This is a genomic window from Paenibacillus glycanilyticus, from assembly GCF_051200795.1.
Classification (GTDB): Bacteria; Bacillota; Bacilli; order Paenibacillales; family Paenibacillaceae; genus Pristimantibacillus; species Pristimantibacillus glycanilyticus.
Genome location: NZ_CP195155.1, coordinates 3,639,258 through 3,661,591 on the forward strand (window position 1 = coordinate 3,639,258; position 22,334 = coordinate 3,661,591).

The following is a 22,334-nucleotide window of genomic DNA, read 5'->3' on the forward strand; positions in this document are numbered from 1 at the left end:
CTCGAAAGGACGGCGCTGCTTCTTCCTTAATTATTCCATTAATCGTCAAGTTCCGACTCATCAAAGTCATCGTCATCATCCTGCGAGAAGTTCGCAGGCTGCGCGGAAGCGGACAAATTGCTTTGCTCGCGGATTTGTCTCTCGATTACAGCAGCCACTTCCGGATGATCTTTCAGGAACTGCTTGGCATTCTCGCGGCCTTGGCCAAGACGGTCGCCATTGTAGGAGAACCAAGCGCCGCTCTTCTGAACGATATCCATCTCTACGCCGATATCTACAAGGCTGCCTTCTCTCGAAATGCCTTCGCCGTACATGATATCAATCTCCGCTTGCTTGAACGGAGGAGCTACTTTGTTCTTCACGACTTTAATCCGCGTACGGTTACCAACCATATCGTTGCCTTGCTTGATTGTCTCAATCCGGCGTACTTCCAGACGCACGCTGGAATAGAACTTCAGTGCACGGCCGCCAGGCGTAGTTTCCGGGTTACCGAACATAACGCCGACTTTCTCGCGCAACTGGTTAATAAAGATGGCGATTGTCTTCGACTTGCTGATCGCGCCACCCAATTTACGCAGAGCCTGCGACATCAGACGTGCCTGCAGACCGACATGGGAATCCCCCATATCGCCTTCAATCTCTGCTTTCGGTACAAGTGCTGCTACGGAGTCGATAACGATAATGTCGACCGCGCCGCTTCGTACAAGCGCTTCTGCGATCTCAAGCGCCTGTTCGCCCGTATCCGGCTGCGACAACAGCAGTTCGTCGATATTTACGCCCAGCTTGCTCGCGTACAATGGATCAAGCGCATGCTCCGCATCGATAAACGCAGCTTGTCCGCCGATCCGTTGTACTTCCGCAATAGCGTGAAGCGCAACGGTTGTTTTACCGGAAGATTCCGGTCCGTAGCATTCGATAATACGGCCTCTTGGCATACCGCCGATTCCAAGAGCAATATCTAAAGCAATTGAACCGCTTGGTACGGTTTCAACTTGCATATGTGTGGATTCCCCTAATTTCATGATGGAGCCTTTACCAAATTGCTTCTCAATTTGACGTAAAGCCATCTCCAAAGCAGCACGACGATCCGACAAGCTACTCACATCCTTCGTTATTTATAATTGTATGATACCTTGTTTCCGCTCAAATGCCAAGCTTTTTTTCGAACATACATTCGTCTTTTTATTTCCACGTCCTTTCCAGGCGCATGGCGAAACGGCTTTTGCCCTGTTGGGCAACTATGCGCGATTCGTCATGCTTCTAAAAATAGACATAAAAAAACCGCAGCAAAGTAATCTTCGCCACGGTTCTTCCGCATGAGACCAATTATAGCGGAAATGGTACAAACAGGCAAGTATTATTCGAGCTAATCCGACAATTTATTGTTCGCGCAGTCTCAGCCACAATTGATATAAGGCCGCCTTTACCGCACGGATGCGGATGATGGCGCGGGTACCGGAGAAATGACCGGTGAATACGGCTGTCGGCTTGCCCCTCTCGGCAACCGCGTAATAGACCAGGCCAACGGGCTTGCCTTCCGCCTGAGCCGGGCCGGCTACCCCCGTGAGCGATACGCCAAAATCGGAATCTCCGATCTGTCTGACGCGTTCGGCCATCATTGCTGCCGTGGATTCGCTGATCGCTCCCGGCGCCCCGTCTCCTTCAAGCTGCGCCATCGGGATGCCAAGCAGCTTATGCTTCATCTCGTTCGTATAAGTAACAACGCCGCCGGAATATTCCCCGCTGCTGCCGGGAATGCCGGTAATAAGCTCGGCAAGCAAGCCTCCGCTGATGCTTTCTGCTGTCGAAAGCTTTCTTCTCGATGTCCGAAGCAGCTGCACGACCTGCTCTTCCAGCGTAATCTCGTCCTGCGCGAATAAGTACTCGCCCACCCGCTGCTTGATCGCATCGACGGTTTGATCCAGCTTGACTGCAGCATCGGATTCGTTCGCCGCTTTCGTAGATACCCGAATGGCGACCTCGCCTTCCTTCGCATACGGCGCGATAGTAGGGTCCGATTGGGCTTCGATCAGATCAATCAGCTTTGCTTCCAGCGTCGATTCCCCGATCCCTGCAAACATAAGCAATCTGGAATAAAGCGGCTCTTCTGCCCCCAGAATAGACCGGAGCCAATCCGACGCCGGCCCCTCCATCATCGGCTTCATCTCGCGAGGAGGCCCGGGTAGAAGCAAATAATGAGTCCCGTCTTCGGACAGGCCGTTGCCGACGGCAAGCCCGGCTTCATTATCAATCGGGGTGCTACCGTCAATCATCAGCGCCTGTCTGCGGTTGCTCTCTACCATGTGGATGCCGCGAGAGGCGAACATTTGCTCGATTTTATCCATGGAAGGCTGATGAAGGGACAGACCGCGGTTCAGATAGGCCGCAAGAACGTCCTTCGTCAGATCATCCTGCGTAGGACCAAGCCCGCCGGTAAACACAAGCAGGTCGGCACGCTGGCGGGCAATCTCGATCGCTTGGCGGATCCGGTTCGGGTTATCGCCTACGACCGTCTGGAAGTAAACATCAATGCCAAGCGATGCGAGTTTTCTGGACAAGAATTGCGCGTTCGTATTGACGATTTGACCGAGTAAAAGCTCGGTGCCCACTGCGATAATTTCAGCTTTCATGCGATTTCCCCCTTCGAATCCTGCAGCATTAGGAAGCAAAAGCATCTCTCCACGTGTGGAAAGATGCTTTATTGTTGCTTATATGATCCTGATTATTGCACAGGTATCAAATGTTTGTTCTTGAAGAAATAGTCGAATCCGGAATATACCGTAATAATAACGGCAATCCAGCTTACGATATCGTCAAACGGAAAATCGATAAACGTAAACGGGAAGTTGTTAAGCAGAAGCGAAATGATCATCGTAATTTGCACGGCTGTTTTCCATTTGCCCCATTTGCTCGCCGCCATTACGCTGCCTTCCAGCAAGGCAATCTGACGCAGACCCGTTACCGCGAATTCGCGGCTGATAATAATGATAGCCATCCATGCCGCCAGCTTATCCATTTGGACGAGCGAGATCAGTACAGCCGCCACAAGCAGCTTGTCCGCCAGTGGATCAAGAAGCTTGCCGAGGTTGGTTACGATCTTGTTCTTCCTGGCGATATAACCATCGAGACCGTCGGTGCTTGCCGCTATGATAAAGATTATAGCCGCTATAATCTGATTGTATGTAATGGAGTAATCATCGCCGAAAGCAAGAGGCTTGATATCGATATTGACGAGCAGAAATACCATAATGATCGGCACTAAAATAATTCTGGCCAGCGTAATCCTATTTGCCAGGTTCATTCATTCACACCCCCGGACCGTCTAGCCGTGTTCCTGCATTGATGCATGATTGCTTGTACTGTCATATGTATGTCCCCCGGATCGTTTCCAAAACTATCTAACCAAGTATAATACATGCCATTTCCTATGTCAAAATATCGAACGTCATAGAGCGAAAGCCCTTCTTGCCCGAATTGACGAGGCAGCGAAGGGCCGGAAAAGGCTTATTAACGGTAATTCGTGAACTGCAGTTCGACGGTCAAATCCGCTGCGCGGAGAAGAGCCATAACCGCCTGCAAATCATCGCGGCTTTTACCGGTTACGCGGATTTGGTCGCCTTGAATCTGGCTTTTCACCTTAATCTTCGAATCCCGGATCAGAATATTAATTTTTTTGGAATTATCTTGGTCGATTCCCGATTTTAGCTTAATACGCTGACGGACGGTGCTCGCTGAAGCCGATTCCACCTTGCCGTATTCCAGGTTTTTAATCGGTACGCCGCGCTTGACCATCTTCGATTTCAAAATATCAAGAACGCTTTCCAGCTTGAAGTCATCATCGGAAACGACAACGAGCTCTTCTTTCTCCAGCTTAATGCTGCTTTTGCTTCCCTTGAAGTCGAAGCGTGTTTCAATCTCCCGCTCCGCCTGCTGAATCGCATTGTTCAACTCTTGCATATCCATCTTCGAAACGATATCAAATGAACTTTCAGAACTCATTGTTTGACAACTCTCCCTTTGTATCTAATTCAATCCTTACTGATTCTCCGTACCTGCCGTGTCCCCAGGCGTGGAAGAATTGTCCGGACTTTGAGTCGATGTCCCGTCAGTCCCTCCGGTACCCTGCACGGGGTTCAGCTGAATTTTCTTCGAGCCTGCACGGTCTCCGTCGTTAATCTGCACGCCGTCGACTGTAATGGTACTCAGATCGGCACGCCCGACATTAATGTATAGCGGTTGATCCAGGTCGTACGTAAAGGCTGAGCCGTCGGGAGCCGTCTCCGAAATAATCGCTTTGCCGGAAGAACTGCCCGAGCGCACTTCCGTCCAGCTTGGCCCGCCGGAGATCTTGATTTCCACTTTATGCACCACGCCAGCAGGCGAGACATCATAGTGATCAACCTTGCCTACCTTGGACGAGAACGTCACGGTAGTCGGCGATTGACTTGGAGTTGGCGTAGGCGTTGCCGTAGGCGTCGTTGTTCCGCCGGCGTTCGACGAATCTGGCGATTGGCTTGGCGGAGCCGGCGAAGCCTGATCCGTAATATTCGTATTATCGATTTCCTTTGGATTATCGGCTTTCTGATTAACGAAATAAACCCAGACAACAACAACGATGAGGATCAGGAACGACCACATCATGATGTTGAAGCCAAGCTTGCTGATCCGTTCCGAAGAACGGGTTCTAACACGCTTTGGCTGTCTCGCCGGGACTGCTTCTACAACCTGATCCGTAACGGAAGCAGGAATCTCATGCTGATACAGCCGAAGAACTTCATCCGAATCCAGTCCAACGGCATCACAGTAGTTTTTCACGAATGCGCGTAAATAGAACGTTCCCGGCAACACGCTATGGTCACCGCTCTCGATTGCTTCTAAGTAGCGCTTCCGTATTTTGGTTATTTCCTGAACATCATCAAGCGTTAATCCGCGCTCTTCCCTTGCTTTACGCAGCAACGCTCCTAAATCCGACATGGTGTCTACTCCTCTCTGCTAGAATTCATTATCCGAATAATTGGCCGTAAACGATTCGTATGTAATCTCTTCGTCCGGTGTATTACGCAGCTCGATAATCATATCAAAATGGCTGTAATCGTATTGCGACTCCTTGATAAAGATATCCGGATGCTCAATGACCTTCGTCGAAGGCATGGCCATAATTTCCTGCAGCAGCGAATAGTGCTTTTCGTTGGAACGGATTGTGCTTACGATACCGTCAATGATAAAGATGTTGTTATCATTCATTTCATCCTCGGACAGCTGGCTGCGAACGGTTTGTCTCAGCAACGTCGACGAAACAAAGGTCCAACGCTTGTTCGAGCATACGCTTCCCGCAATAATGGACTCCGTCTTGCCGACACGCGGCATGCCACGCAAACCAATAACCTGATTGCCGTCCCGTTTAAACACTTCCCCGAGAAAATCGACCAAAATGCCCAGCTCGTCTCTTGTAAAACGGAAGGTTTTGCGGTCATCCGAGTCACGTTCGATATAACGTCCGTGACGGACGGCCAATATGTCAACGATCGTAGGCGTACGAAGCTTGTTTACCGTAATGTTGTCAACCTTCTGAAGCATTTTGCCCAGCAGAACGATTTTTTCTTCGTCATCCGTCTGAAGCAGCATGCCGCGCGTACGGTCCTCTACGCCATTAATCGTCATAATGTTCACTTCAAGCATACCGAGCAGCGATGCAATATCGCCAAGTAGACCCGGTCGGTTCTTATGTATTTTGTATTCCATGTAGTATTGCTGCTTTGATCCCATTTCACACCGTCCCTTGTTGTCACCAATCCCATTTGATTGACTCGCTTATAAAAATTTATTCTACAATTTTCGTCACATTCCTGCAACCTATTCGCAGACATTGCAGAAAAGCCTCCAAATTGGGAGGCTTTTCTGCAGATGCGAGCAATTAAGTTTGTTCGACCAGCTTGACCATAAGACCGGCTACCGTTTTACGCTCATGCTCGTCGCCCGCATCCCATAGCTGCTTCAGTACACGCTGTTGCTCATTTTTAGGATCAACCTTCTCATCGAGGAAGGAACCAATTTCGTAAGCCAAATTATGAATGGTTTCCTCAGACATCCCGTTGCTTTTAGCTTGTGCTACGCGGTCCGACAAAAATTCTTTCCAATTGTCGAAACTTGAAAGAACGTTAGACATTTTATTTCGCCTCCTGGATAAGTACATTTTAAGAAGAGTGTAGCACTCAACAAATGTTATTCTGCGTAGAGACGAAACAAATTATACGAAAGCAAGGGTGTTAAGTATGCCAGCCGCCGTTCGGACTGATAATTTGCCCGGTTATATACGATGATTCCGGCAAGGACAAGAAATACACCAGCGAAGCGACTTCATCAGGTTGTCCAAAACGGCCCAGCGGAATTTCCTGCTCGAGAGCCGCCTTCTCTTCATCGTTAAAACCGCTCATCATTTTTGTATCGACAGCTCCGGGCGCTACCGCGTTAACGGTAACTCCGGAAGGAGCAAGTTCCTTGGCAAGCGCCTTCGTGAAGGCATTCATGCCTCCTTTGGTCGTGGAGTACAGCACTTCGCAGGAAGCGCCGGACATCCCCCAAATGGACGACACGTTAATAATCCGGCCGAACCGGTTCGAGATCATATTCGGCATAAAAAGCTGACTGGACAAAAACATGCCCTTCAGATTGACGGCCATTACATCATCCCATTCCTGCTCCGTCACATCGATCAGCATGCCATAATGGGAGATTCCTCCGTTATTGACGAGGATATCGGGCAGCATGCCATGAGCCTCCAGCTTCTCTTTCATCCTCGTGAGCTGCTCCTTCGAACGAAGGTCGGCCGAGATGGTCATGACATTGGCGCCCAGGCGCATGCAAGCTCTGGCTGTTTCGTTAGCCGCTTCATGCGATTCCCTGTAATGAATGACGATGTTAAGTCCCTCCGCGGCAAAGCGCTGCGCGATAGCAGCGCCGATGCCGCGGCTTCCCCCGGTTATTAACACCGTCATTTGTTTAAAAGGCTTCATTAAACCGGCTGTCCGTCAGGCTTCTCGACAATGGAAATCGCTAACTGCTGGAAGTCGAAATGCTCGCGGATCCGTTCATTCACTTGCTCCAGCGTGCAATTCTCGTACAGGGACAAGAGATCAAACATGTCGCTGTCGCGGAACCGGTAACGCGTAAATTCGCCGGCAATCGCTTCAGGGGAGTTCAGCATCCGCAAATATCCGCCGATTTTCTTCCGCTTCGACCGTTCGAACGCGGCAGGTTCAATGCCCGTGCGCAGCGCTTCTTCAACAGCCGTGCGGATCCGGCTAAGCAGTTCATCCGGATTTGGCGAGTCGCCGCCAATAACCGAAAAAGCATAATCCGTGCTTACGTTAAATTCCGTTCCGAAGGAATCGGAGATTAAATTTTGCTCATACAAATCCTGATACAAAGCCGAACTTGCGCCAAACAAAGCGTCAAGCATCAGCTTGGAAGTCACTTCGTGGCTTAGCAGCGCCTCGCCCGTAAGCCCTATTTTCTTCTCCTTGAAGCCAAACATGACTTTCGGAAGCGATACCGGAAGCTTCGTAACTTTCCTCGGCACCTTAACGCTCTCCGGCTCATTCTCGAAGAAACGTTTGATTTCCCCCTGCGGTTTGAACGTCTTGCGGGCTTGATTGCTGCGGACAAGCTCGAACACTTCCTCCGCCTTCACCCCGCCCACCACAAACAGCAGCATATTGGATGGATGGTAAAACGTTTCATAACAGCGGTACAGCGTTTCCTTATCGATCTGATAGATCGACTCCACGGTACCGGCAATATCAATGTGAATCGGATGCGTGTGATACATGGCGTCTATCAGGCCGAAATATACGCGCCAATCCGGATTGTCTTTATACATATTGATCTCTTGAGCGATGATGCCTTTTTCCTTATCCACGTTCTGATCGGTGAAATAAGGATGCTGGACAAAATCGATCAAGGTTTCGAGATTGGCCGGGATCTGCTCCGTTGCCGAGAACAAATACACCGTACGGTCGAAGCTTGTGAACGCGTTCGCCGATGCCCCTTGCGAAGCAAAGGTTGCGAAGATGTCGCCGGTTGGCTCTTCGAACATTTTATGCTCCAGAAAATGGGCAATCCCGTCCGGCACGCGTACCGGCTCCTGATCGCCTACGGCAAACTTGTTATCGACGGAGCCGTACTTGGTCGCAAAGGTAGCGTAAGTCTTCTGGAAGCCTTCCTTCGGCAAGACGATCACTTCGAGGCCGTTATCCAGCACTTCGCGGTATAGCGTTTCCTGAACGCCTTTATAGTCGAGTGTCTCCATTGCCGTTACGCCTCCTTCTGGTCGCGCAAGAAGTAAATCGTATCAAGCTGCGCCAATGCCGCAACCCGCACGATGTCCTCTGCCGTTACCGCTTCAATCTGGTCAAGCAGCTGCTGTGCCGTTCGTTCTTTGCCCGATAGCACGGCATTAAAGTCATAAGCGATCATCTCGTAAGCGGAATCCTGCAGCTCCCGTAAATGATTCGCTATCATCGCTTTCGTCTGATTCATCTCGAGGTCGGAGAGATTGCCTTGACGCATGCTCTCCAGCTGCTCCTTGATAATGGTGACGGCCTTCTCATAGTTGGCAATCTCGATGCCCGATTGAATCGTGAGCAAGCCTTTATGTCCATCCAATCTGGATGCAGCGTAATAAGCAAGGCTTTCTTTTTCCCGGACGTTCAAAAACAGCTTGGAATGCGGATAACCGCCCAGAATGCCGTTATACATTAAGGAAGCGGCATAGTCCTCGTCGCCATAGCCGACATTCGTGCGCAGTCCCATATTCAGCTTGCCCTGGTTGACGTCCATGCGTTCCACAACGGTTTTGACGTTGCGTACTTCATGGGCAATAGAAGGAGTTGAATAGCTTGCAGGACTGCCATCCTCAATGCGGAAAGCTTCTTTTGCAAGCGCGGCGACCTCCTCCATCGTTGTATCGCCAACGACGTATAAATCAAATGCGGCTTCGCTTAGCCACGTTTTGTATTGACTATATAAAGATTCCGGCGTAATGGAGCCGATTTCCTCCAGCTTGCCGAGCGGATGAAGACGGTAAGGCTCACCGGCACACATCTCTTCCATGCAGCGCTCAGCTGCATATCGGATTTTATCGTTCACAATGGACTCCAGCCGTTTAGTCAACGTCTGCTTCTCCGCATCTACATACTTGCGGCGGAACACGCCGTCTTCCGTTACCGGCTCCGTTACCACTTCGCCAAGGAATCGCAAGGACGAACTTAATAACGGCACATCGGACGATACGAAATGATCGTTGATAACGTCCATGCGGAATTGAACGATTTGAGAATCGCCTCTTTTATATACATCAAAGCCGAATCCGGCGCCGTACAAATCATCCAGCCTTTCGCGGAAAGCCTTGGTCTCGGGCGTGGATACCGTGCCTCGACGCAAAACAAACGGGGCTAGCGCGGTTTTGGTTACAGCGTTTTCAGATAATGGCAGTCCTGCGAACAGCGATATCGCAAACGTCTTGAAACGTTTTGTTGGCATTACATGCAGCCTGATCCGGCCTATTTGCCCTCTTTCGAATAATGTCACTTCCGTTTGCTCCTTCCGAGTAAAATGGAATATAGTAATGTATTCCATTTCCTTGCTTCCTATACCATTCTAACCGATACGAAATGGAAGAAGCAACCTGCCTGCCCAAGGCAGAAAGGCTGCTTCTGATAATCGTTACATACAGAATATATGCTTGCCGATGGTCTTGACTTGAGGTCTGGACCAGATCCATTTGGACGTTGCCGTCTCAGGATTGAAATAGTACGTGCAGCCGCCTGTCGGATCCCATCCGTTGATGGCGTCCTGCACGGCTTTGCGTGCCGTTTCATTTGGCGTAAGCCAGATCTGACCGTCCGCAACGGCTGTAAACGCAAGAGGCTGGAAAATGACTCCCGAGATCGTGTTCGGGAAGCTTGGCGACTTCAAACGATTCAGGATAACCGCAGCTACCGCTACCTGACCTTCGTACGGTTCACCGCGTGATTCCCCGTATACCGCATTCGCCATAATCTTCAAGTCGCTTTCCGAAAGCCCGAGATTATTGGATTTCGATGGCGTGCTGCCACCCGACGATCCGGAATTCGAGCCGCTGTTATTGCTATTGTCGGAGCCGCCGCTCGCATTGCCTGTATCCGCTGCTGATGGTTGCCAATTCTTCGTAGCTTCCCATAGCTTGAGCTTCGTTTTTGCCCCGACTACTCCGTCGGATTTCATTCCGAACTTCCATTGGAACCAGGTCACCGCATTTTTGGTTTTGGTACCGAAGCTTCCGTCGATTGCGCCATTGTAATAGCCCAAATATTTAAGCCTACCCTGCAGCTCGTATACATCCGAACCGGAGGAACCTACCGTTAAAGTAGCATTGCTGAACGTTGCTTTCGCATCATCCTGCGTATATCGCTGGAAGGAATGCATTCCGAACAATACCGACACAATGATGATAGTCACGACAAGTAATCGATTTTTCATGTAGGATTCTGCCTTTCTCTTGCAAGTTAGTCCGCGATTAGCTGCGTTACCTAACTCTAGTATGAGAAGGGAATCCTGCTTCTATTCATCATTGCCAATTGCGTAAGGCTTACGCGGATTAGGAAGGAATGCGGCTGGCCTGGTATTGCTCCATCGACATCAAGACCTCCCGCGGTTTGCTGCCCTCGTAAGGGCCAACGATCCCCCGCGCTTCCATCTGGTCCACAAGCCTCGCCGCGCGGGTATAACCAACCCGCATCCGCCGCTGCAGAAGCGACACGGATGCCTGCTTCGCTTCAAGAACGATCTGCACGGCTTGATCGTACAGCTCGTCCAGGATTTCCTCCGGATCCGCCGAATCTTCCTCTACTTCAGGCACAAGGTCCTCCTTATACTCCGCTTCAGCCTGGCCTCTTGCGTAGTCGACAAGGGCCTCGACCTCCTGGTCGGACAAGAAGGCGCCCTGGACGCGAATCGGCTTCGACATGCCGACCGGCAGATACAGCATATCTCCTCTGCCAAGCAGCTTCTCTGCGCCAACCATATCCAGAATGGTACGGGAGTCGACCTGCGATGATACGCCAAAGGCAATCCTAGACGGAATATTCGCTTTAATAACCCCGGTAATAACATCTACCGACGGCCGCTGCGTAGCGATAATGAGATGAATACCCGCAGCGCGGGCCATCTGTGCAAGCCTTGCAATGGAATCCTCGACGTCGTTAGAGGCGACCATCATCAAATCCGCAAGCTCGTCGACAATAACGACGATGTAAGGGAGTACGGCTTTGGGATTCTCCGCCATTAGGGCATTGTAGCCTTCGATATTTCGCGTGCTTGATTTGGAGAACAGCTCGTAACGCTTCTCCATCTCCACAACAATCTTTTTCAGGGCAAGCGCCGCGCGTCTCGGATCCGTTACAACCGGTGCAAGCAAATGCGGAATGCCGTTATAGACATTTAATTCGACCATCTTGGGGTCAACCATTAGAAACTTTACTTCATCCGGAGCAGCCTTGTACAAAATACTTGTGATGATGCCGTTAATGCATACCGATTTCCCCGAACCCGTAGCTCCCGCTACCAGCAGATGGGGCATTCTCGCCAGATTGCCGATTATCGGCTGACCGGAAATATCCCGGCCGAAAGCGATAGACAGCTTAGACGGAGCATTTTGGAAGGTGGCGGTTTCCATGACTTCCCGCATGGTCACCATCGATACTTCCATATTAGGAACTTCGATACCGATAGCCGACTTGCCCGGGATAGGCGCCTCCATCCGTATATCCTTTGCCGCTAAAGCCAATGCGATATCGTCTGTAAGGCTTACAATTCGGCTTACCTTCACGCCGGAAGCCGGCTGTACCTCATAGCGGGTAACCGCAGGACCGCGTACGACATCAAGCACCTTGGCCTTAACGCCAAAGCTCTCCAATGTGGCTTCCAGCTTGCGCTTCGAATCCATGGCATCCGCTCCGTCTCCGCCTCTTGCCATCAAGCTGGGCTTGGCAAGCAGGGAAAAAGGAGGCAGCAAGTAAGGCTTCTTAATTGGCGCATCCGATGCCGGTTGATGGATACCCGTTGTTGCGGAATTATCCGTTTCCGCTATATCTTCCTGTACTACTTGGCCGTCGTATGCTTCGTTCCGGGCAGAAGGTTCGATTTCGTCTTGATCCTCATCTTCCGTATATCGCTCCGAATCCGCATTCAACGTTGCAGCAGGTGCAGGGTACTCCTCTTGTTCATTATCCTCGTCATATGTATCTGCACGCGGAACGATTCTCGTAATAATGGCCGGTTCCTCGTCTTCCTCAAACTCGCTATATGCAGGAGAAGCAGAAGTCGGATTCGCACGGACTGGCTGCTCTTCCCAAGGAGGAAGCCCGTCCTCCTGCTGTTTATGACCGGGACCGGAATCATCCTCGCCGTTTCGGTCCCACTTCTCGTCATCATCCCAAGCCTGGGTATTGGCCCAATGCGGCTTCGCGCCGTTATCATGTCCACTGTTGTAATGCTCTTCGTTCATCGACCAATCATCGGCGGCATTCTGCGCTTCCTGCGGATTGTTCTGCTCTTGATGTCTCCAGGAGAAGAACAGGGACTTCTTGCGCCGCGGCGGCATTACTGCCGCGTAATCATCATCGTCTTCATCGTCGTCAATCGCATCGGATTGCGCGAATACAGGCGGTTTAACGGCTTTGTTCGATTTGGCAGCGCTCCGGAGCGCCGCCCCTTTCGACCATTTGGCAGCAAGCAGCTTAAACAGCCGGATACTCTTATCCCGGCCGATTCGGGCAAGCTCAACATAAGATTTGCCCGTTAACAGCATAATCGCTATGGCGTACATGACGCCTGCAATCAGCTTGGAGCCGAAATAGCCAAACAGCGTAAACAGCATCGAATATTCAATAGCTCCAATATAGCCGCCGCTTATCGCCCGCTGGCTTATTGGCCTGTCGTCGGTACCGTCAAATGCCAGCAGCTCGTCCTTCATATCCTGACCCAGCTGGTGAAGAATAGCTCCACCCGTAAGATCGGAAGTCGGAAGCAGCTTGCGGTCGATTTCGGCTATGCTGCTGGATAACGTTAGAGCCAGAACAAACACAAGAAGGCCTGTCCGACGATTGGTCCAACCGCGCGGCCAAGCCCTTTTGACCATGACGACCAGTCCGACGTAGATGCCGACCAGTGCCAATACAAAATAAAACTTGCCCAGGAACAAGCCAAACAGCTTGGATAAAGAGCGTCCGACCGTAGCCTCCCCTGATAAAGCAATAACCGATACCGTAATAAGCAAAATACCGTATACTTCATATTTTAATTGCGTTGTAATCGATTTTTTCTTTCGTCTTTTCTTAGCCAATGTTCCGTCACCTCTGCCTAGCATTATACCATATCCAGGCAAAGGTTCCTATTGGACATAAGAACCTTTGTGCGTATTTTTACGATACGGGAGGTTGTCCGAACATGACGAAACTACCCGGAGCCAGCTCCGGCTTCAAGTAATCATCGAGGCCGCAGTGAATGAGACGCACGATCTTCCCCATTCCCGGCGCTACGGGCAAAACCTGCATAAACACGCCGTTAACCCATACTTCCTGGGAAGGTTCCTGTTCCCCGTTCAGGCCGTCGAGGACGTTCTCGAGCGGCATAATCGTATAGAGCGTCATTAGTTATACACCCCAGTCTGCGCTACTGCCGGCTTACGCTCGGCTATCCGGTTGTTAAGCTCCCTGAGCGCATCCCCTAACCCGCCTACGGCGTCAATCAGCCCATACTTTACAGCGTCCGAACCGATAACGGTTGTTCCGATATCTCTGGTCAACTCGCCGGTCTTGAACATCAGCTCTTTGAATTTTTCTTCCGTCACATTGGAGTGCATGGTTACAAACTTCAAGATGCGCTCCTGCATTTTATCCAAATATTCGAACGTTTGAGGCACGCCGATAACAAGCCCGTTCAGACGGATCGGATGAATCGTCATGGTGGCCGTCGCGGCAATAAAAGACATGTTGCCCGCCACCGCAATCGGAACGCCGATGGAATGGCCTCCTCCAAGCACCAGCGTAACCGTCGGCTTGGACAAGGATGAAATCATTTCGGCAATGGCAAGTCCCGCTTCCACATCCCCGCCAACCGTATTGAGTACGATCAGAATACCTTCGATCTTCGGATTTTGCTCCGCGGCCACAAGCTGAGGAATGAGATGCTCATACTTGGTTGTTTTATTTTGCGGCGGCAGGACGATATGGCCTTCCACCTGCCCGATAATCGTCATACAGAAAATATTGGATTCGGAAGCCGGGGTAGTCGTCTGCCCTAATTGCTGTATCGTTTCCACGATTGAATTCTGCTTCTTCTTCTCGCTCTCTGCCGGATCCGGCTGCTGAGGCTGATCTTCATTCATGTAATTCATGTTTGCTCCCCCTCATAAACGTAAACGCTCGTCATAGTATGAGGTGGAATGGCGAATTTATACGGTTTCGCCAGCAAAAAAGAACGTCCCTCGAGGAGCTCAACCCCTCCTTATCGGAACGTTCTTTCAATTGCGATATTATACTTCCATGATAATCGGCAGAATCATTGGCCGTCGTCTCGTCTGTTCATATAAGAAGCGCCCGAGGGCGTCTTTTACGTTCGTTTTGAGTGAAGCCCATTCGTTTACTTTGTCATGCATCAATTTATTGAGCGTTGAAGTAACAATCTTGGTTGCCTCATCCAGAAGCCCTTCTGATTCACGCACATATACAAAGCCTCGGGAGATAATATCCGGACCGGAAACAATCGATCCTCCATCCTGCTTGCTCAAAGTAACAACCACAACAAGTATGCCGTCCTGGGACAGAAGCTTGCGGTCCCTCAGCACAATATTGCCGACATCCCCCACGCCAAGCCCGTCAATCAGTATATTGCCGGCTGGCACCTTGGATCCTTTACGGGCAAGACCGCCTTGGAACTCAACGGTTTCCCCGTTTTCAACGACAAAAATACGGCTCCGCTCAATCCCTACGGCTTCTCCAAGCTGAGCGTGCTGCCTTAGCATCCGGTACTCCCCATGGATCGGTATAAAATATTTCGGTTTGATTAGGTTGAGCATCAGCTTTAATTCTTCCTGGCTTCCGTGACCCGACACATGAACTCCCGATATGGAACCGGGACCGTATATGACGTGGGCGCCCAAACGGAACAGCTCATCTACCGTTCTGCCGACATAACGCTCATTCCCCGGTATTGGCGTAGCGGCAATGATAACGGTATCCCCCGGCAAAATATCAACCTTGCGATGAGTCGACCGCGCCATTCTCGTTAAGGCTGACATTGGCTCGCCTTGACTGCCGGTGCACAGGATTACAACACGATCGGCAGCCAGCTTGTTTACTTCCTCGGGCTCAATGATCATACCGTCCGGGATGTGCAGATAACCAAGATCCGATGCAATCGTAACAACGTTAACCATACTGCGCCCAACAACGGCCACAAACCGCTTAGTTGCGATTGCGGCGTTGATTACCTGTTGAATCCGATGAACGTTTGAAGCAAAGGTTGCCACAACCACGCGTTGAGACGATTTATGAAAAATATCTTCAAGCTCTTCCCCGACGTTTTTCTCCGACGGCGTAAATCCGGGTCTTTCCGCATTCGTGCTGTCCGACAGGAGGGCCAGCACGCCTTTTTTTCCGATCTCCGCCATCCGCTTTAAATCCGCGTATTGCCCATTCACAGGCGTATAGTCAAATTTGAAGTCGCCGGTATGAACGATAGTCCCTTCCGGTGTATCAAGCGCAACGCCGATAGAGTCCGGAATACTATGATTCGTCTTAAAAAAGCTTGCCCGGATCGTCCCGAGCTGCACCTCGGAATCCGCATCGATGACGATCCGCTTCGTCTCGCCAAGAAGACCGGCTTCCTTCAGCTTCCCTTCAATCAGGCCTAATGTCAGCTTAGTTCCGTAAACGGGTACATTTAGCTGCTTCAATACATAGGACAGACCGCCGATATGGTCTTCGTGACCGTGAGTTATCAAAATGGCTTTGACCTTATCCCGGTTTTCCGTTAAATAAGAAATATCCGGAATAACAATATCGATCCCCAGCATATCTTCTTCGGGGAACTTAAGTCCCGCATCCACGACAACAATATCGTTCGAATACTGAACGACATACATATTCTTGCCAATCTCGCCAACCCCGCCAAGGGCAAATACGAGCAGCTTCTCCTGCATTTTCTTCGACAAGTGCTTACCTCCTTCGAATGAAGCCATTCTCCGTTCCAGCCAATTGTATGAATTTTCCGTCCATTTCACTTGACCTCATTATACATGATGAAAAAGACGGAAAACAAGGTGAAACAACCGCCTGCTTGTCTACTCTTGAACGCAAATAAGCAGGCCGGAGAACACACTCCGCCCTGCTTATCGGGGTCAAACTAGAATGAGATTAGACCAGCTTGCTAATAAAAGCCGCTTCGGCTTCGCTGGCTGCCACAAGCGGAAGTCTAACACCGCCTACGGGCATGCCGCGCAGTTCAAGCGCGTATTTGACAGCAACCGGATTAGGAACCGGATGAGGACATTCGAACAAGCCTTTGAACACAGGGTAGCATTCCGCGTGCAGCTTGGCTGCCTGCTTCACGTCGCCGCTCAGGTATGCTTCGATAAGCTGCTTCATTTTTGCGCCGATAATGTGGCTGGCCACACTTACGATACCGTAACCGCCGATCGCAAGAGTAGGCAGCGTAGCGCTGTCATCTCCGCTGTATACCCGGAAGTTATCCGGAGCTGCGGCAATAATCTGCGACAATTGATCGGAGGACGCGCAATCTTTTGTTGCTACCACGTTATCCAGTTCCGCAAGGCGGAGAGTAGTTTCTACGGAGATATTAATACCTGTACGGCCCGGAACGTTATAGAGCATGACTGGTAATTTGGTAGATTCAGCGATTGCTTTGAAATGTTGATACAAACCTTCTTGATTCGGCTTGTTATAGTACGGAGCAACCAAAAGCACCCCGTCTACACCGGCATCTTCCGCAACCTTTGTCAGATGAATCGAATGCGCCGTATTGTTGCTGCCCGTACCGGCAATAATTTTGCATCGGCCGGCAGCATGCTTTACGGCATAACGGAACAATTCCGCTTTCTCTTCTTCCGTCAATGTTGGGGACTCACCCGTAGTGCCGGATACAACAAGCGTGTCGCTTTGCTGTTCTTCAATTAAATAATCGATCAAGCGACCGGTCGTGTCCCAGTCAATTTGACCGTTTTCATCAAAAGGCGTGACCATTGCAGTAATTAATCTACCAAAATCCATTGTTATGACCTCCTGAAAAGTACTTCACTTCGTAAGCGCATCAAATACTCTACTAGATATGAAGTTCAAACTTCGCATGAAGCGCCCTGACGGCCTTCACCATATCCTCAGCCTTCACCAATACCCAGATCGTTGTATTGGAATCGGCGGATTGCATGATTGTAATACCTTCCTCGGTTAAGGCTTCCACGATGCGGGCCATAACGCCCGGCACGCCATTCATACCGCCGCCGATGACTGACACTTTCGCGCAGCCGCGAACAGCTATAGGATCATATCCGCATTCCTGAAGAACCGATACGGCCCTGTCCGCGTCCTGGTCGAATACGGTATACACCGCTCCGCTTGGCGTCACGTTGATAAAATCAACGCTGATATGATGCTTTGCCATCGTCTGGAATACTTGAAGCTGAACGTCGCTTCTTCCCTCGATTGCTTTAACCGTAATCTGCGTTACTCCCGATACATGCGCAATCCCCGTTGCCTGGCGGTCCGTTACCGGGGTGAATGCCGCATCGGAGACGAGAGTCCCTTCTTCCATGGAGAAGGTCGATCTTACCCGCACGGGAATTCTAGCCTGCTGAGCAATTTCCACGGCGCGAGGATGAATGACCTTGGCTCCTTGGCGGGCCATATTGCAGATCTCCGCATAGCTAACAACTTGAAGCGGCTTTGCATTTTCCACGATGCGGGGATCCGCCGTCAATATTCCGTTAACGTCCGTATAAATATCGACCATTTCCGCACGAAGCGCGGCACCAAGCGCCGTCGCCGAAGTGTCGCTTCCGCCTCGGCCCAGCGTCGTCATATCGCCGCTTTCGGTGCTTCCTTGAAAACCGGTTACAATTACGACCTTCGAATCCCGCAATTGCTGCAATATCCTTTCGGGACGCAGCTCTTTAATCCGGGCGTGGCCGTATTGATCATCCGTAATAATTCCTGCTTGACCGCCGTTTAAAACGACGGATGGTATACCTTCAGAGCAAAGCAAGCTGCATAACGCCGCGGCCGAAATAATCTCTCCGCAGCCCAGCAGCATATCCCGCTCCCGCGCCGGCAGCTTGTCGCCGTTGTTGCGGATGAGCTGAAGCAAAGTATCCGTGGCGTACGGATCCCCTGATCGCCCCATCGCCGAGACAACGACTACTACGCTATAGCCATTTGCGAGCTCTCTTGCAATATGTTGAAGACAATAGCTTCTAGCATGATCGGTCGAAAGTGAAGTGCCCCCGAATTTTTGTACCAGGATGCGCATTGCTGTCTTTCCTCCGTAACCGATACAAAGATGCCTGAACGGATAAAACTAACCGAAGGCAGACATCTTCCCGATCGTAGTTGTTTTTGTGGCACTAGTCGAACCATTTCAATTTGAACGAATGAAGGCAAAACAAGCGGCGTAATCGAATCCAAGCTTGCCGGCTGAATCGCCAGCATCCCGAATACGTCGCCGCCTGCTTGTAATAGATGATACACCTATAAGAGCATTTTAATAGTTAAACCGCTCAATCAGTAACGGCTGCAGTTGTTTCCCCTGCAAAGCTGCTTCGCATGCTTCCAAAGCCAGATCCATTCTCGCGACAAGCGAGTTTGGCTTTTGTACCGGGTTATCCTGGCCAAACGGTACGAAATAAATATTTTTAGCCACTAACAGCTTTGCGATATTAGCAGCGTTTAACCCGAGACCATCATTTGTCGAGATTGCGAGCACCAGAGGCCTTAAATTGCGCATTTGAGCCTTCGCCGCCATGAGCACGGCACTATCGGTAATCGCGTTAGCGAGTCTGCTGGTTGTGCTGCCCGTGCATGGCGCGATCAGAAGCACATCGAAAAGCTTCGCCGGACCAAGCGGTTCAGCCTGCACAATCGTCGAAATAATTTCGTTGCCGGTTATCGCCTTCAGCTGCGTCTGCCATTCCTCAGACGATCCGAATCGCGTGTCTGTTGTCATAATGGTCTGCGATACGATCGGCACCACATTTGCGCCAGCATCCACAAACCGTTTAATTTGAGGCATTATTTCAGCCAAAGTACAGTGCGAGCCAGACAGCGCATACCCGACTGTTTTCCCTGTCCAATCCATTACCCATTCCCCCGCTTTATCGAATCGTCCGTAATCAACTGAGTCAAGCAATCCGCTATGATTCGTCCAGCTGTTTTAGGTGCGACGATACCGGGAAGTCCGGGCGCGAGAATCGCTTTAATGCCTCTCTTCTCGGCGAAGCGGAAATCAGTTCCGCCAGGCTTTGAAGCAAGGTCAATAATAACGGTTCTCGAAGGCAAATTTGCTATAATTTGCGCTGTGACTATCATAGTCGGAATTGTATTAAAAAGCAAGTCAATATTACCCGTATTTTGGAGTAGTTGACTTGTGTAAAACGGCGTAAAACCCATCTCGGCGGCCCTTGCGAAATGCTCGCTCCGCCTTACGCCAATCAGCACTTTCGCGCCTAAGCTCTGCAAGGTCCGAGCCATGGTAAACCCGGTTCTGCCAAATCCCAATACCATGCTTGTTGATCCATGTATCGTAATATCCGTATTCTGAATGGCCATCATGATGGCCCCTTCCGCCGTCGGAATGGAGTTGTAGATCGCAACATCATCCCGGTCAAACAGCTCGATAAGACCAATCTGATGCTTCTCGCATAACTCCCTTAGATAAGGCCTAGCCATGCCGGCATACACCTTGCAATGCTTAGGAAGCCTAGCGATATGTCCATCCTCCAACTGCATCTGGCGGTCACTGAATACAGCATGAATAAAGCCGTTGTCGTCCGTGCCTACTGCAGGCAGCAACAGTGCATCAATATCATCAAACAAGCTCTCGTCGAATTCGGCTTGCACTGCGCCGTCCAAGGAAGAATGCAGTCCGTCAAAGCCGGACACTGTTACCGTCGCATCCAGCTCGGTAAACTTGCGAATAACTTCAAGCTGTCTCGCATCGCCTCCTAGCAGCAGTATTTGAACGCCTGTTAGCATGTAGGCTTCACTCCTTTCTGCGCACTAGTTATAGACCATCTTATGCCCTGCGCCCAGAATGGTGAAAGCCAATATTTCGGAACGCAAAAAAGCACCAAAACCTAGGTTAGCCTGGTTTTGGTGCTAGTATGGTTCTATTGCGTGCAGACCGGATTTTACACGCCGGTATGTCCGAAGCCGCCTGTTCCGCGGACAGTGTCGGGAAGCTCATCCGCTTCGGCGATCGCAATTTCCGGCAGCTGCTGGATAACCATTTGGGCGATACGCTCGCCGCGGTTGATCGTGAATGGTTCTTGGCCGAGGTTAATGAGCAATACCTTAACTTCACCGCGGTAATCCGCATCAATGGTACCCGGCGAATTCAAGCAGGTAATGCCATGTTTGAATGCGAGTCCGCTTCTAGGACGGACTTGAGCTTCCACTTGCGGCGGCATCGCCATGGCAAGACCTGTCGGTACCAGCTTGCGCTCCCCTGGCGCCAGCACGACAGGCTCGGTTACCGCAGCCTGCAGGTCAAAGCCTGCAGCCCATTCCGACATTTTGCTAGGCAGCGCGATATCTTCATTGCCCGGCAGCCGTTTAAACAGAATTTGAAACAAAACGATCCCTCCCGATTTGAGCTGCAGCTTTATCGTTTGTTCCAACCATGGCAACGGCAAACGGCACGGACAGCATGCGCTCCGTTACTTCCCGTACATCCTTCATCGTAACGTTGTCGATGCGTTGCAGCATTTCGTCCAGCGTAAAGTGTCTTCCGATCATTAACTCGTTTTTGCCCAGTCGGTTCATCCGGCTGCTTGTGCTCTCAAGGCTTAGGATCAAACTGCCTTTCAGCTGCTCTTTCCCGCGATGAAGCTCTTCGTCGCTAAGTCCTTTCACCGAAAGCTCTTCCATCTGCTCTAGGGTCAGATCAAGCACTTCCTTCGTCTGCTTAGGTGCTGTTCCCGCATAGACCGTGAACAATCCGCTGTCTGCATAAGACGTATGATACGAATAGACCGAATAAGCCAAGCCCCGCTTCTCGCGGATTTCCTGGAACAGTCTCGAGCTCATTCCCCCGCCAAGCGCATTATTCAACAGAATCATGGCATAGAGCTGCGGGTCTGAATTAGAACAGCCGGGGAATGTAAGGCAGAGATGGTTCTGCTCCGTCTTCTTCTTGTAATAAACGTATTCGCCGTGGAAGGTTGGGGCCGTTACAATGCCACTCTTCCCTTTGTTCTGGAAGCGGCCGAAGTATTGCTCGAGGAGTGCCAGAAGCTTGGTTTCCTCCACGTTGCCGGCAACGCTGATCACCGTATTTTCAATCGTATATGTATCATTCATATAACCGCGCAGCGATTCGGAATTCATGGCTGCTAGGCGTTCTTCCAGACCAAGAATCGAGTATGCAAGCGGATGATCGCCATAGGCTGCACGGGAAGCCTCATCATGAACCTTGTCATCCGGCGTATCTTCGTACATGGAAATTTCTTCAAGGATTACGTTTTTCTCTTTCGCCAGTTCTTCCGCATCCAGCTTGGATTCGAAGAACATATCCGAAAGCGCGTCTACCGCAAGCGGCAGATGCTCGTCCAATACCTTCGCGAAATAGCAAGTGTATTCTTTGGACGTAAAAGCATTTACGTTGCCGCCAATCCCGTCAAACAGATCGGCAATGTCTTTTGCTGTACGGCCGTTGGTGCCTTTGAACAGCATGTGCTCGACAAAATGGGAAACCCCGTTGTTCTCGGGAGTTTCATTCCGCGAACCGGTCTTTACCCAAATGCCGAAAGAAACCGACCGAAATGTCGGCAAATATTCCACAACGACGCGGAGGCCATTGCTGAGCGTATATTTATTCACTTGGTATCCTCCTAAAATGAATTGCCATACAGAGGTTGGTTAACAACCGTATGCGGTGATTCATGCTTCGTAAGCATTGAATTGCCATACAAAGGTTGGTTAACAACCGTATGCGGTGATTCATGCTTCGTAAGCATTAGCTTAATGAATTGCCGCATGATTCATGCTTCGTAAGCATGAGCCGAA

The 22,334-nt window shown here is 50.6% G+C and carries 21 protein-coding genes; all 21 read right to left on the minus strand.

From position 1 onward, the window contains the following. Positions 1 to 38 precede the first annotated feature (38 nt). The 21 genes from recA to ACR9FF_RS16890 all read right to left on the minus strand — a co-directional run bounded on the left by recA (position 39) and on the right by ACR9FF_RS16890 (position 22,148). Positions 39 to 1,094 carry a recombinase RecA gene (recA, locus tag ACR9FF_RS16790; protein ID WP_127495766.1) on the minus strand — a complete coding sequence of 352 codons (1,056 nt, stop codon included), beginning with the start codon at positions 1,092 to 1,094 and terminating at the stop codon, positions 39 to 41. Positions 1,095 to 1,379: 285 nt separating this feature from the next. Continuing rightward, complete coding sequence (locus ACR9FF_RS16795; protein ID WP_435163159.1) at positions 1,380 to 2,630, minus strand: competence/damage-inducible protein A; 1,251 nt, start codon at positions 2,628 to 2,630, stop codon at positions 1,380 to 1,382. A 92-nt stretch (positions 2,631 to 2,722) separates the two neighbouring features. Beyond that, a complete protein-coding gene (pgsA, locus tag ACR9FF_RS16800) occupies positions 2,723 to 3,301 on the minus strand; it encodes a CDP-diacylglycerol--glycerol-3-phosphate 3-phosphatidyltransferase (protein WP_127495768.1) in 579 nt (192 codons plus the stop codon). 206 nt (positions 3,302 to 3,507) lie between these two features. Beyond that, complete coding sequence (locus ACR9FF_RS16805) at positions 3,508 to 3,999, minus strand: YajQ family cyclic di-GMP-binding protein (protein ID WP_127495769.1); 492 nt, start codon at positions 3,997 to 3,999, stop codon at positions 3,508 to 3,510. A gap of 36 nt (positions 4,000 to 4,035) precedes the next feature. After that, positions 4,036 to 4,974 carry a RodZ domain-containing protein gene (locus ACR9FF_RS16810; protein ID WP_435163162.1) on the minus strand — a complete coding sequence of 313 codons (939 nt, stop codon included), beginning with the start codon at positions 4,972 to 4,974 and terminating at the stop codon, positions 4,036 to 4,038. Positions 4,975 to 4,992: 18 nt separating this feature from the next. Next, the gene (locus ACR9FF_RS16815; protein WP_127495771.1) at positions 4,993 to 5,766 is read right to left on the minus strand and encodes a DUF3388 domain-containing protein; all 774 of its coding nucleotides are present in this window, start codon (positions 5,764 to 5,766) and stop codon (positions 4,993 to 4,995) included. A 148-nt stretch (positions 5,767 to 5,914) separates the two neighbouring features. Then, the gene (locus ACR9FF_RS16820) at positions 5,915 to 6,166 is read right to left on the minus strand and encodes a DUF3243 domain-containing protein (protein WP_127495772.1); all 252 of its coding nucleotides are present in this window, start codon (positions 6,164 to 6,166) and stop codon (positions 5,915 to 5,917) included. Positions 6,167 to 6,266: 100 nt separating this feature from the next. Then, complete coding sequence (gene ymfI, locus ACR9FF_RS16825) at positions 6,267 to 6,995, minus strand: elongation factor P 5-aminopentanone reductase (protein WP_236013169.1); 729 nt, start codon at positions 6,993 to 6,995, stop codon at positions 6,267 to 6,269. Between the two features lie 17 nt (positions 6,996 to 7,012). Then, positions 7,013 to 8,308 carry an EF-P 5-aminopentanol modification-associated protein YfmH gene (yfmH, locus tag ACR9FF_RS16830; protein ID WP_317981866.1) on the minus strand — a complete coding sequence of 432 codons (1,296 nt, stop codon included), beginning with the start codon at positions 8,306 to 8,308 and terminating at the stop codon, positions 7,013 to 7,015. 5 nt (positions 8,309 to 8,313) lie between these two features. Further along, entirely contained in the window at positions 8,314 to 9,636 is a 1,323-nt protein-coding gene (gene yfmF, locus ACR9FF_RS16835) for an EF-P 5-aminopentanol modification-associated protein YfmF (protein WP_127495775.1), read from the minus strand. A gap of 87 nt (positions 9,637 to 9,723) precedes the next feature. Further along, entirely contained in the window at positions 9,724 to 10,518 is a 795-nt protein-coding gene (gene sleB, locus ACR9FF_RS16840) for a spore cortex-lytic enzyme (RefSeq protein ID WP_435163165.1), read from the minus strand. 118 nt (positions 10,519 to 10,636) lie between these two features. Continuing rightward, positions 10,637 to 13,381: a DNA translocase FtsK 4TM domain-containing protein gene (locus ACR9FF_RS16845; RefSeq protein WP_435163167.1), complete on the minus strand. Its 2,745-nt coding sequence runs from the start codon at positions 13,379 to 13,381 to the stop codon at positions 10,637 to 10,639. Positions 13,382 to 13,460: 79 nt separating this feature from the next. Next, positions 13,461 to 13,688, minus strand: coding sequence for a YlzJ-like family protein (locus tag ACR9FF_RS16850; protein ID WP_127495778.1), 228 nt, complete (start codon positions 13,686 to 13,688; stop codon positions 13,461 to 13,463). Next, a complete protein-coding gene (locus tag ACR9FF_RS16855; RefSeq protein ID WP_435163169.1) occupies positions 13,688 to 14,434 on the minus strand; it encodes a ClpP family protease in 747 nt (248 codons plus the stop codon). The genes ACR9FF_RS16850 and ACR9FF_RS16855 overlap by 1 nt, the downstream gene beginning before the upstream one ends. 138 nt (positions 14,435 to 14,572) lie before the next feature. Further along, complete coding sequence (locus tag ACR9FF_RS16860) at positions 14,573 to 16,252, minus strand: ribonuclease J (RefSeq protein ID WP_248756779.1); 1,680 nt, start codon at positions 16,250 to 16,252, stop codon at positions 14,573 to 14,575. A gap of 202 nt (positions 16,253 to 16,454) precedes the next feature. Beyond that, the gene (gene dapA, locus ACR9FF_RS16865) at positions 16,455 to 17,327 is read right to left on the minus strand and encodes a 4-hydroxy-tetrahydrodipicolinate synthase (protein ID WP_127495781.1); all 873 of its coding nucleotides are present in this window, start codon (positions 17,325 to 17,327) and stop codon (positions 16,455 to 16,457) included. A 52-nt stretch (positions 17,328 to 17,379) separates the two neighbouring features. Next, a complete protein-coding gene (gene dapG, locus ACR9FF_RS16870) occupies positions 17,380 to 18,582 on the minus strand; it encodes an aspartate kinase (protein WP_127495782.1) in 1,203 nt (400 codons plus the stop codon). 231 nt (positions 18,583 to 18,813) lie between these two features. Next, on the minus strand, positions 18,814 to 19,407 hold the full coding sequence (locus ACR9FF_RS16875; protein ID WP_127495783.1) for a dipicolinate synthase subunit B: 594 nt from the start codon (positions 19,405 to 19,407) through the stop codon (positions 18,814 to 18,816). Then, complete coding sequence (gene dpsA / locus ACR9FF_RS16880) at positions 19,407 to 20,303, minus strand: dipicolinate synthase subunit DpsA (protein ID WP_435163173.1); 897 nt, start codon at positions 20,301 to 20,303, stop codon at positions 19,407 to 19,409. Before dpsA ends, ACR9FF_RS16875 begins: the two co-directional genes overlap by 1 nt. Before the next feature lie 155 nt (positions 20,304 to 20,458). Then, on the minus strand, positions 20,459 to 20,902 hold the full coding sequence (gene dut, locus ACR9FF_RS16885) for a dUTP diphosphatase (protein ID WP_127495785.1): 444 nt from the start codon (positions 20,900 to 20,902) through the stop codon (positions 20,459 to 20,461). Beyond that, positions 20,883 to 22,148, minus strand: coding sequence for a M16 family metallopeptidase (locus ACR9FF_RS16890; protein ID WP_127495786.1), 1,266 nt, complete (start codon positions 22,146 to 22,148; stop codon positions 20,883 to 20,885). The genes dut and ACR9FF_RS16890 overlap by 20 nt, the downstream gene beginning before the upstream one ends. Positions 22,149 to 22,334: the final 186 nt, after the last annotated feature.

What these genes read in the sequence shown, in the direction of transcription:
- ACR9FF_RS16795 (WP_435163159.1), bottom strand. Translation starts at nt 2,630, where the DNA reads ATGAAAGCTGAAATTATCGCAGTGGGCACCGAGCTTTTACTCGGTCAA.
- pgsA (WP_127495768.1), bottom strand. Translation starts at nt 3,301, where the DNA reads ATGAACCTGGCAAATAGGATTACGCTGGCCAGAATTATTTTAGTGCCG.
- ACR9FF_RS16805 (WP_127495769.1), bottom strand. Translation starts at nt 3,999, where the DNA reads ATGAGTTCTGAAAGTTCATTTGATATCGTTTCGAAGATGGATATGCAA.
- ACR9FF_RS16810 (WP_435163162.1), bottom strand. Translation starts at nt 4,974, where the DNA reads ATGTCGGATTTAGGAGCGTTGCTGCGTAAAGCAAGGGAAGAGCGCGGA.
- ACR9FF_RS16815 (WP_127495771.1), bottom strand. Translation starts at nt 5,766, where the DNA reads ATGGGATCAAAGCAGCAATACTACATGGAATACAAAATACATAAGAAC.
- ACR9FF_RS16820 (WP_127495772.1), bottom strand. Translation starts at nt 6,166, where the DNA reads ATGTCTAACGTTCTTTCAAGTTTCGACAATTGGAAAGAATTTTTGTCG.
- ymfI (WP_236013169.1), bottom strand. Translation starts at nt 6,995, where the DNA reads ATGACGGTGTTAATAACCGGGGGAAGCCGCGGCATCGGCGCTGCTATC.
- yfmH (WP_317981866.1), bottom strand. Translation starts at nt 8,308, where the DNA reads ATGGAGACACTCGACTATAAAGGCGTTCAGGAAACGCTATACCGCGAA.
- yfmF (WP_127495775.1), bottom strand. Translation starts at nt 9,636, where the DNA reads ATGGAATACATTACTATATTCCATTTTACTCGGAAGGAGCAAACGGAA.
- sleB (WP_435163165.1), bottom strand. Translation starts at nt 10,518, where the DNA reads ATGAAAAATCGATTACTTGTCGTGACTATCATCATTGTGTCGGTATTG.
- ACR9FF_RS16850 (WP_127495778.1), bottom strand. Translation starts at nt 13,688, where the DNA reads ATGACGCTCTATACGATTATGCCGCTCGAGAACGTCCTCGACGGCCTG.
- ACR9FF_RS16855 (WP_435163169.1), bottom strand. Translation starts at nt 14,434, where the DNA reads ATGAATTACATGAATGAAGATCAGCCTCAGCAGCCGGATCCGGCAGAG.
- dapA (WP_127495781.1), bottom strand. Translation starts at nt 17,327, where the DNA reads ATGGATTTTGGTAGATTAATTACTGCAATGGTCACGCCTTTTGATGAA.
- dapG (WP_127495782.1), bottom strand. Translation starts at nt 18,582, where the DNA reads ATGCGCATCCTGGTACAAAAATTCGGGGGCACTTCACTTTCGACCGAT.
- ACR9FF_RS16875 (WP_127495783.1), bottom strand. Translation starts at nt 19,407, where the DNA reads ATGGATTGGACAGGGAAAACAGTCGGGTATGCGCTGTCTGGCTCGCAC.
- dpsA (WP_435163173.1), bottom strand. Translation starts at nt 20,303, where the DNA reads ATGCTAACAGGCGTTCAAATACTGCTGCTAGGAGGCGATGCGAGACAG.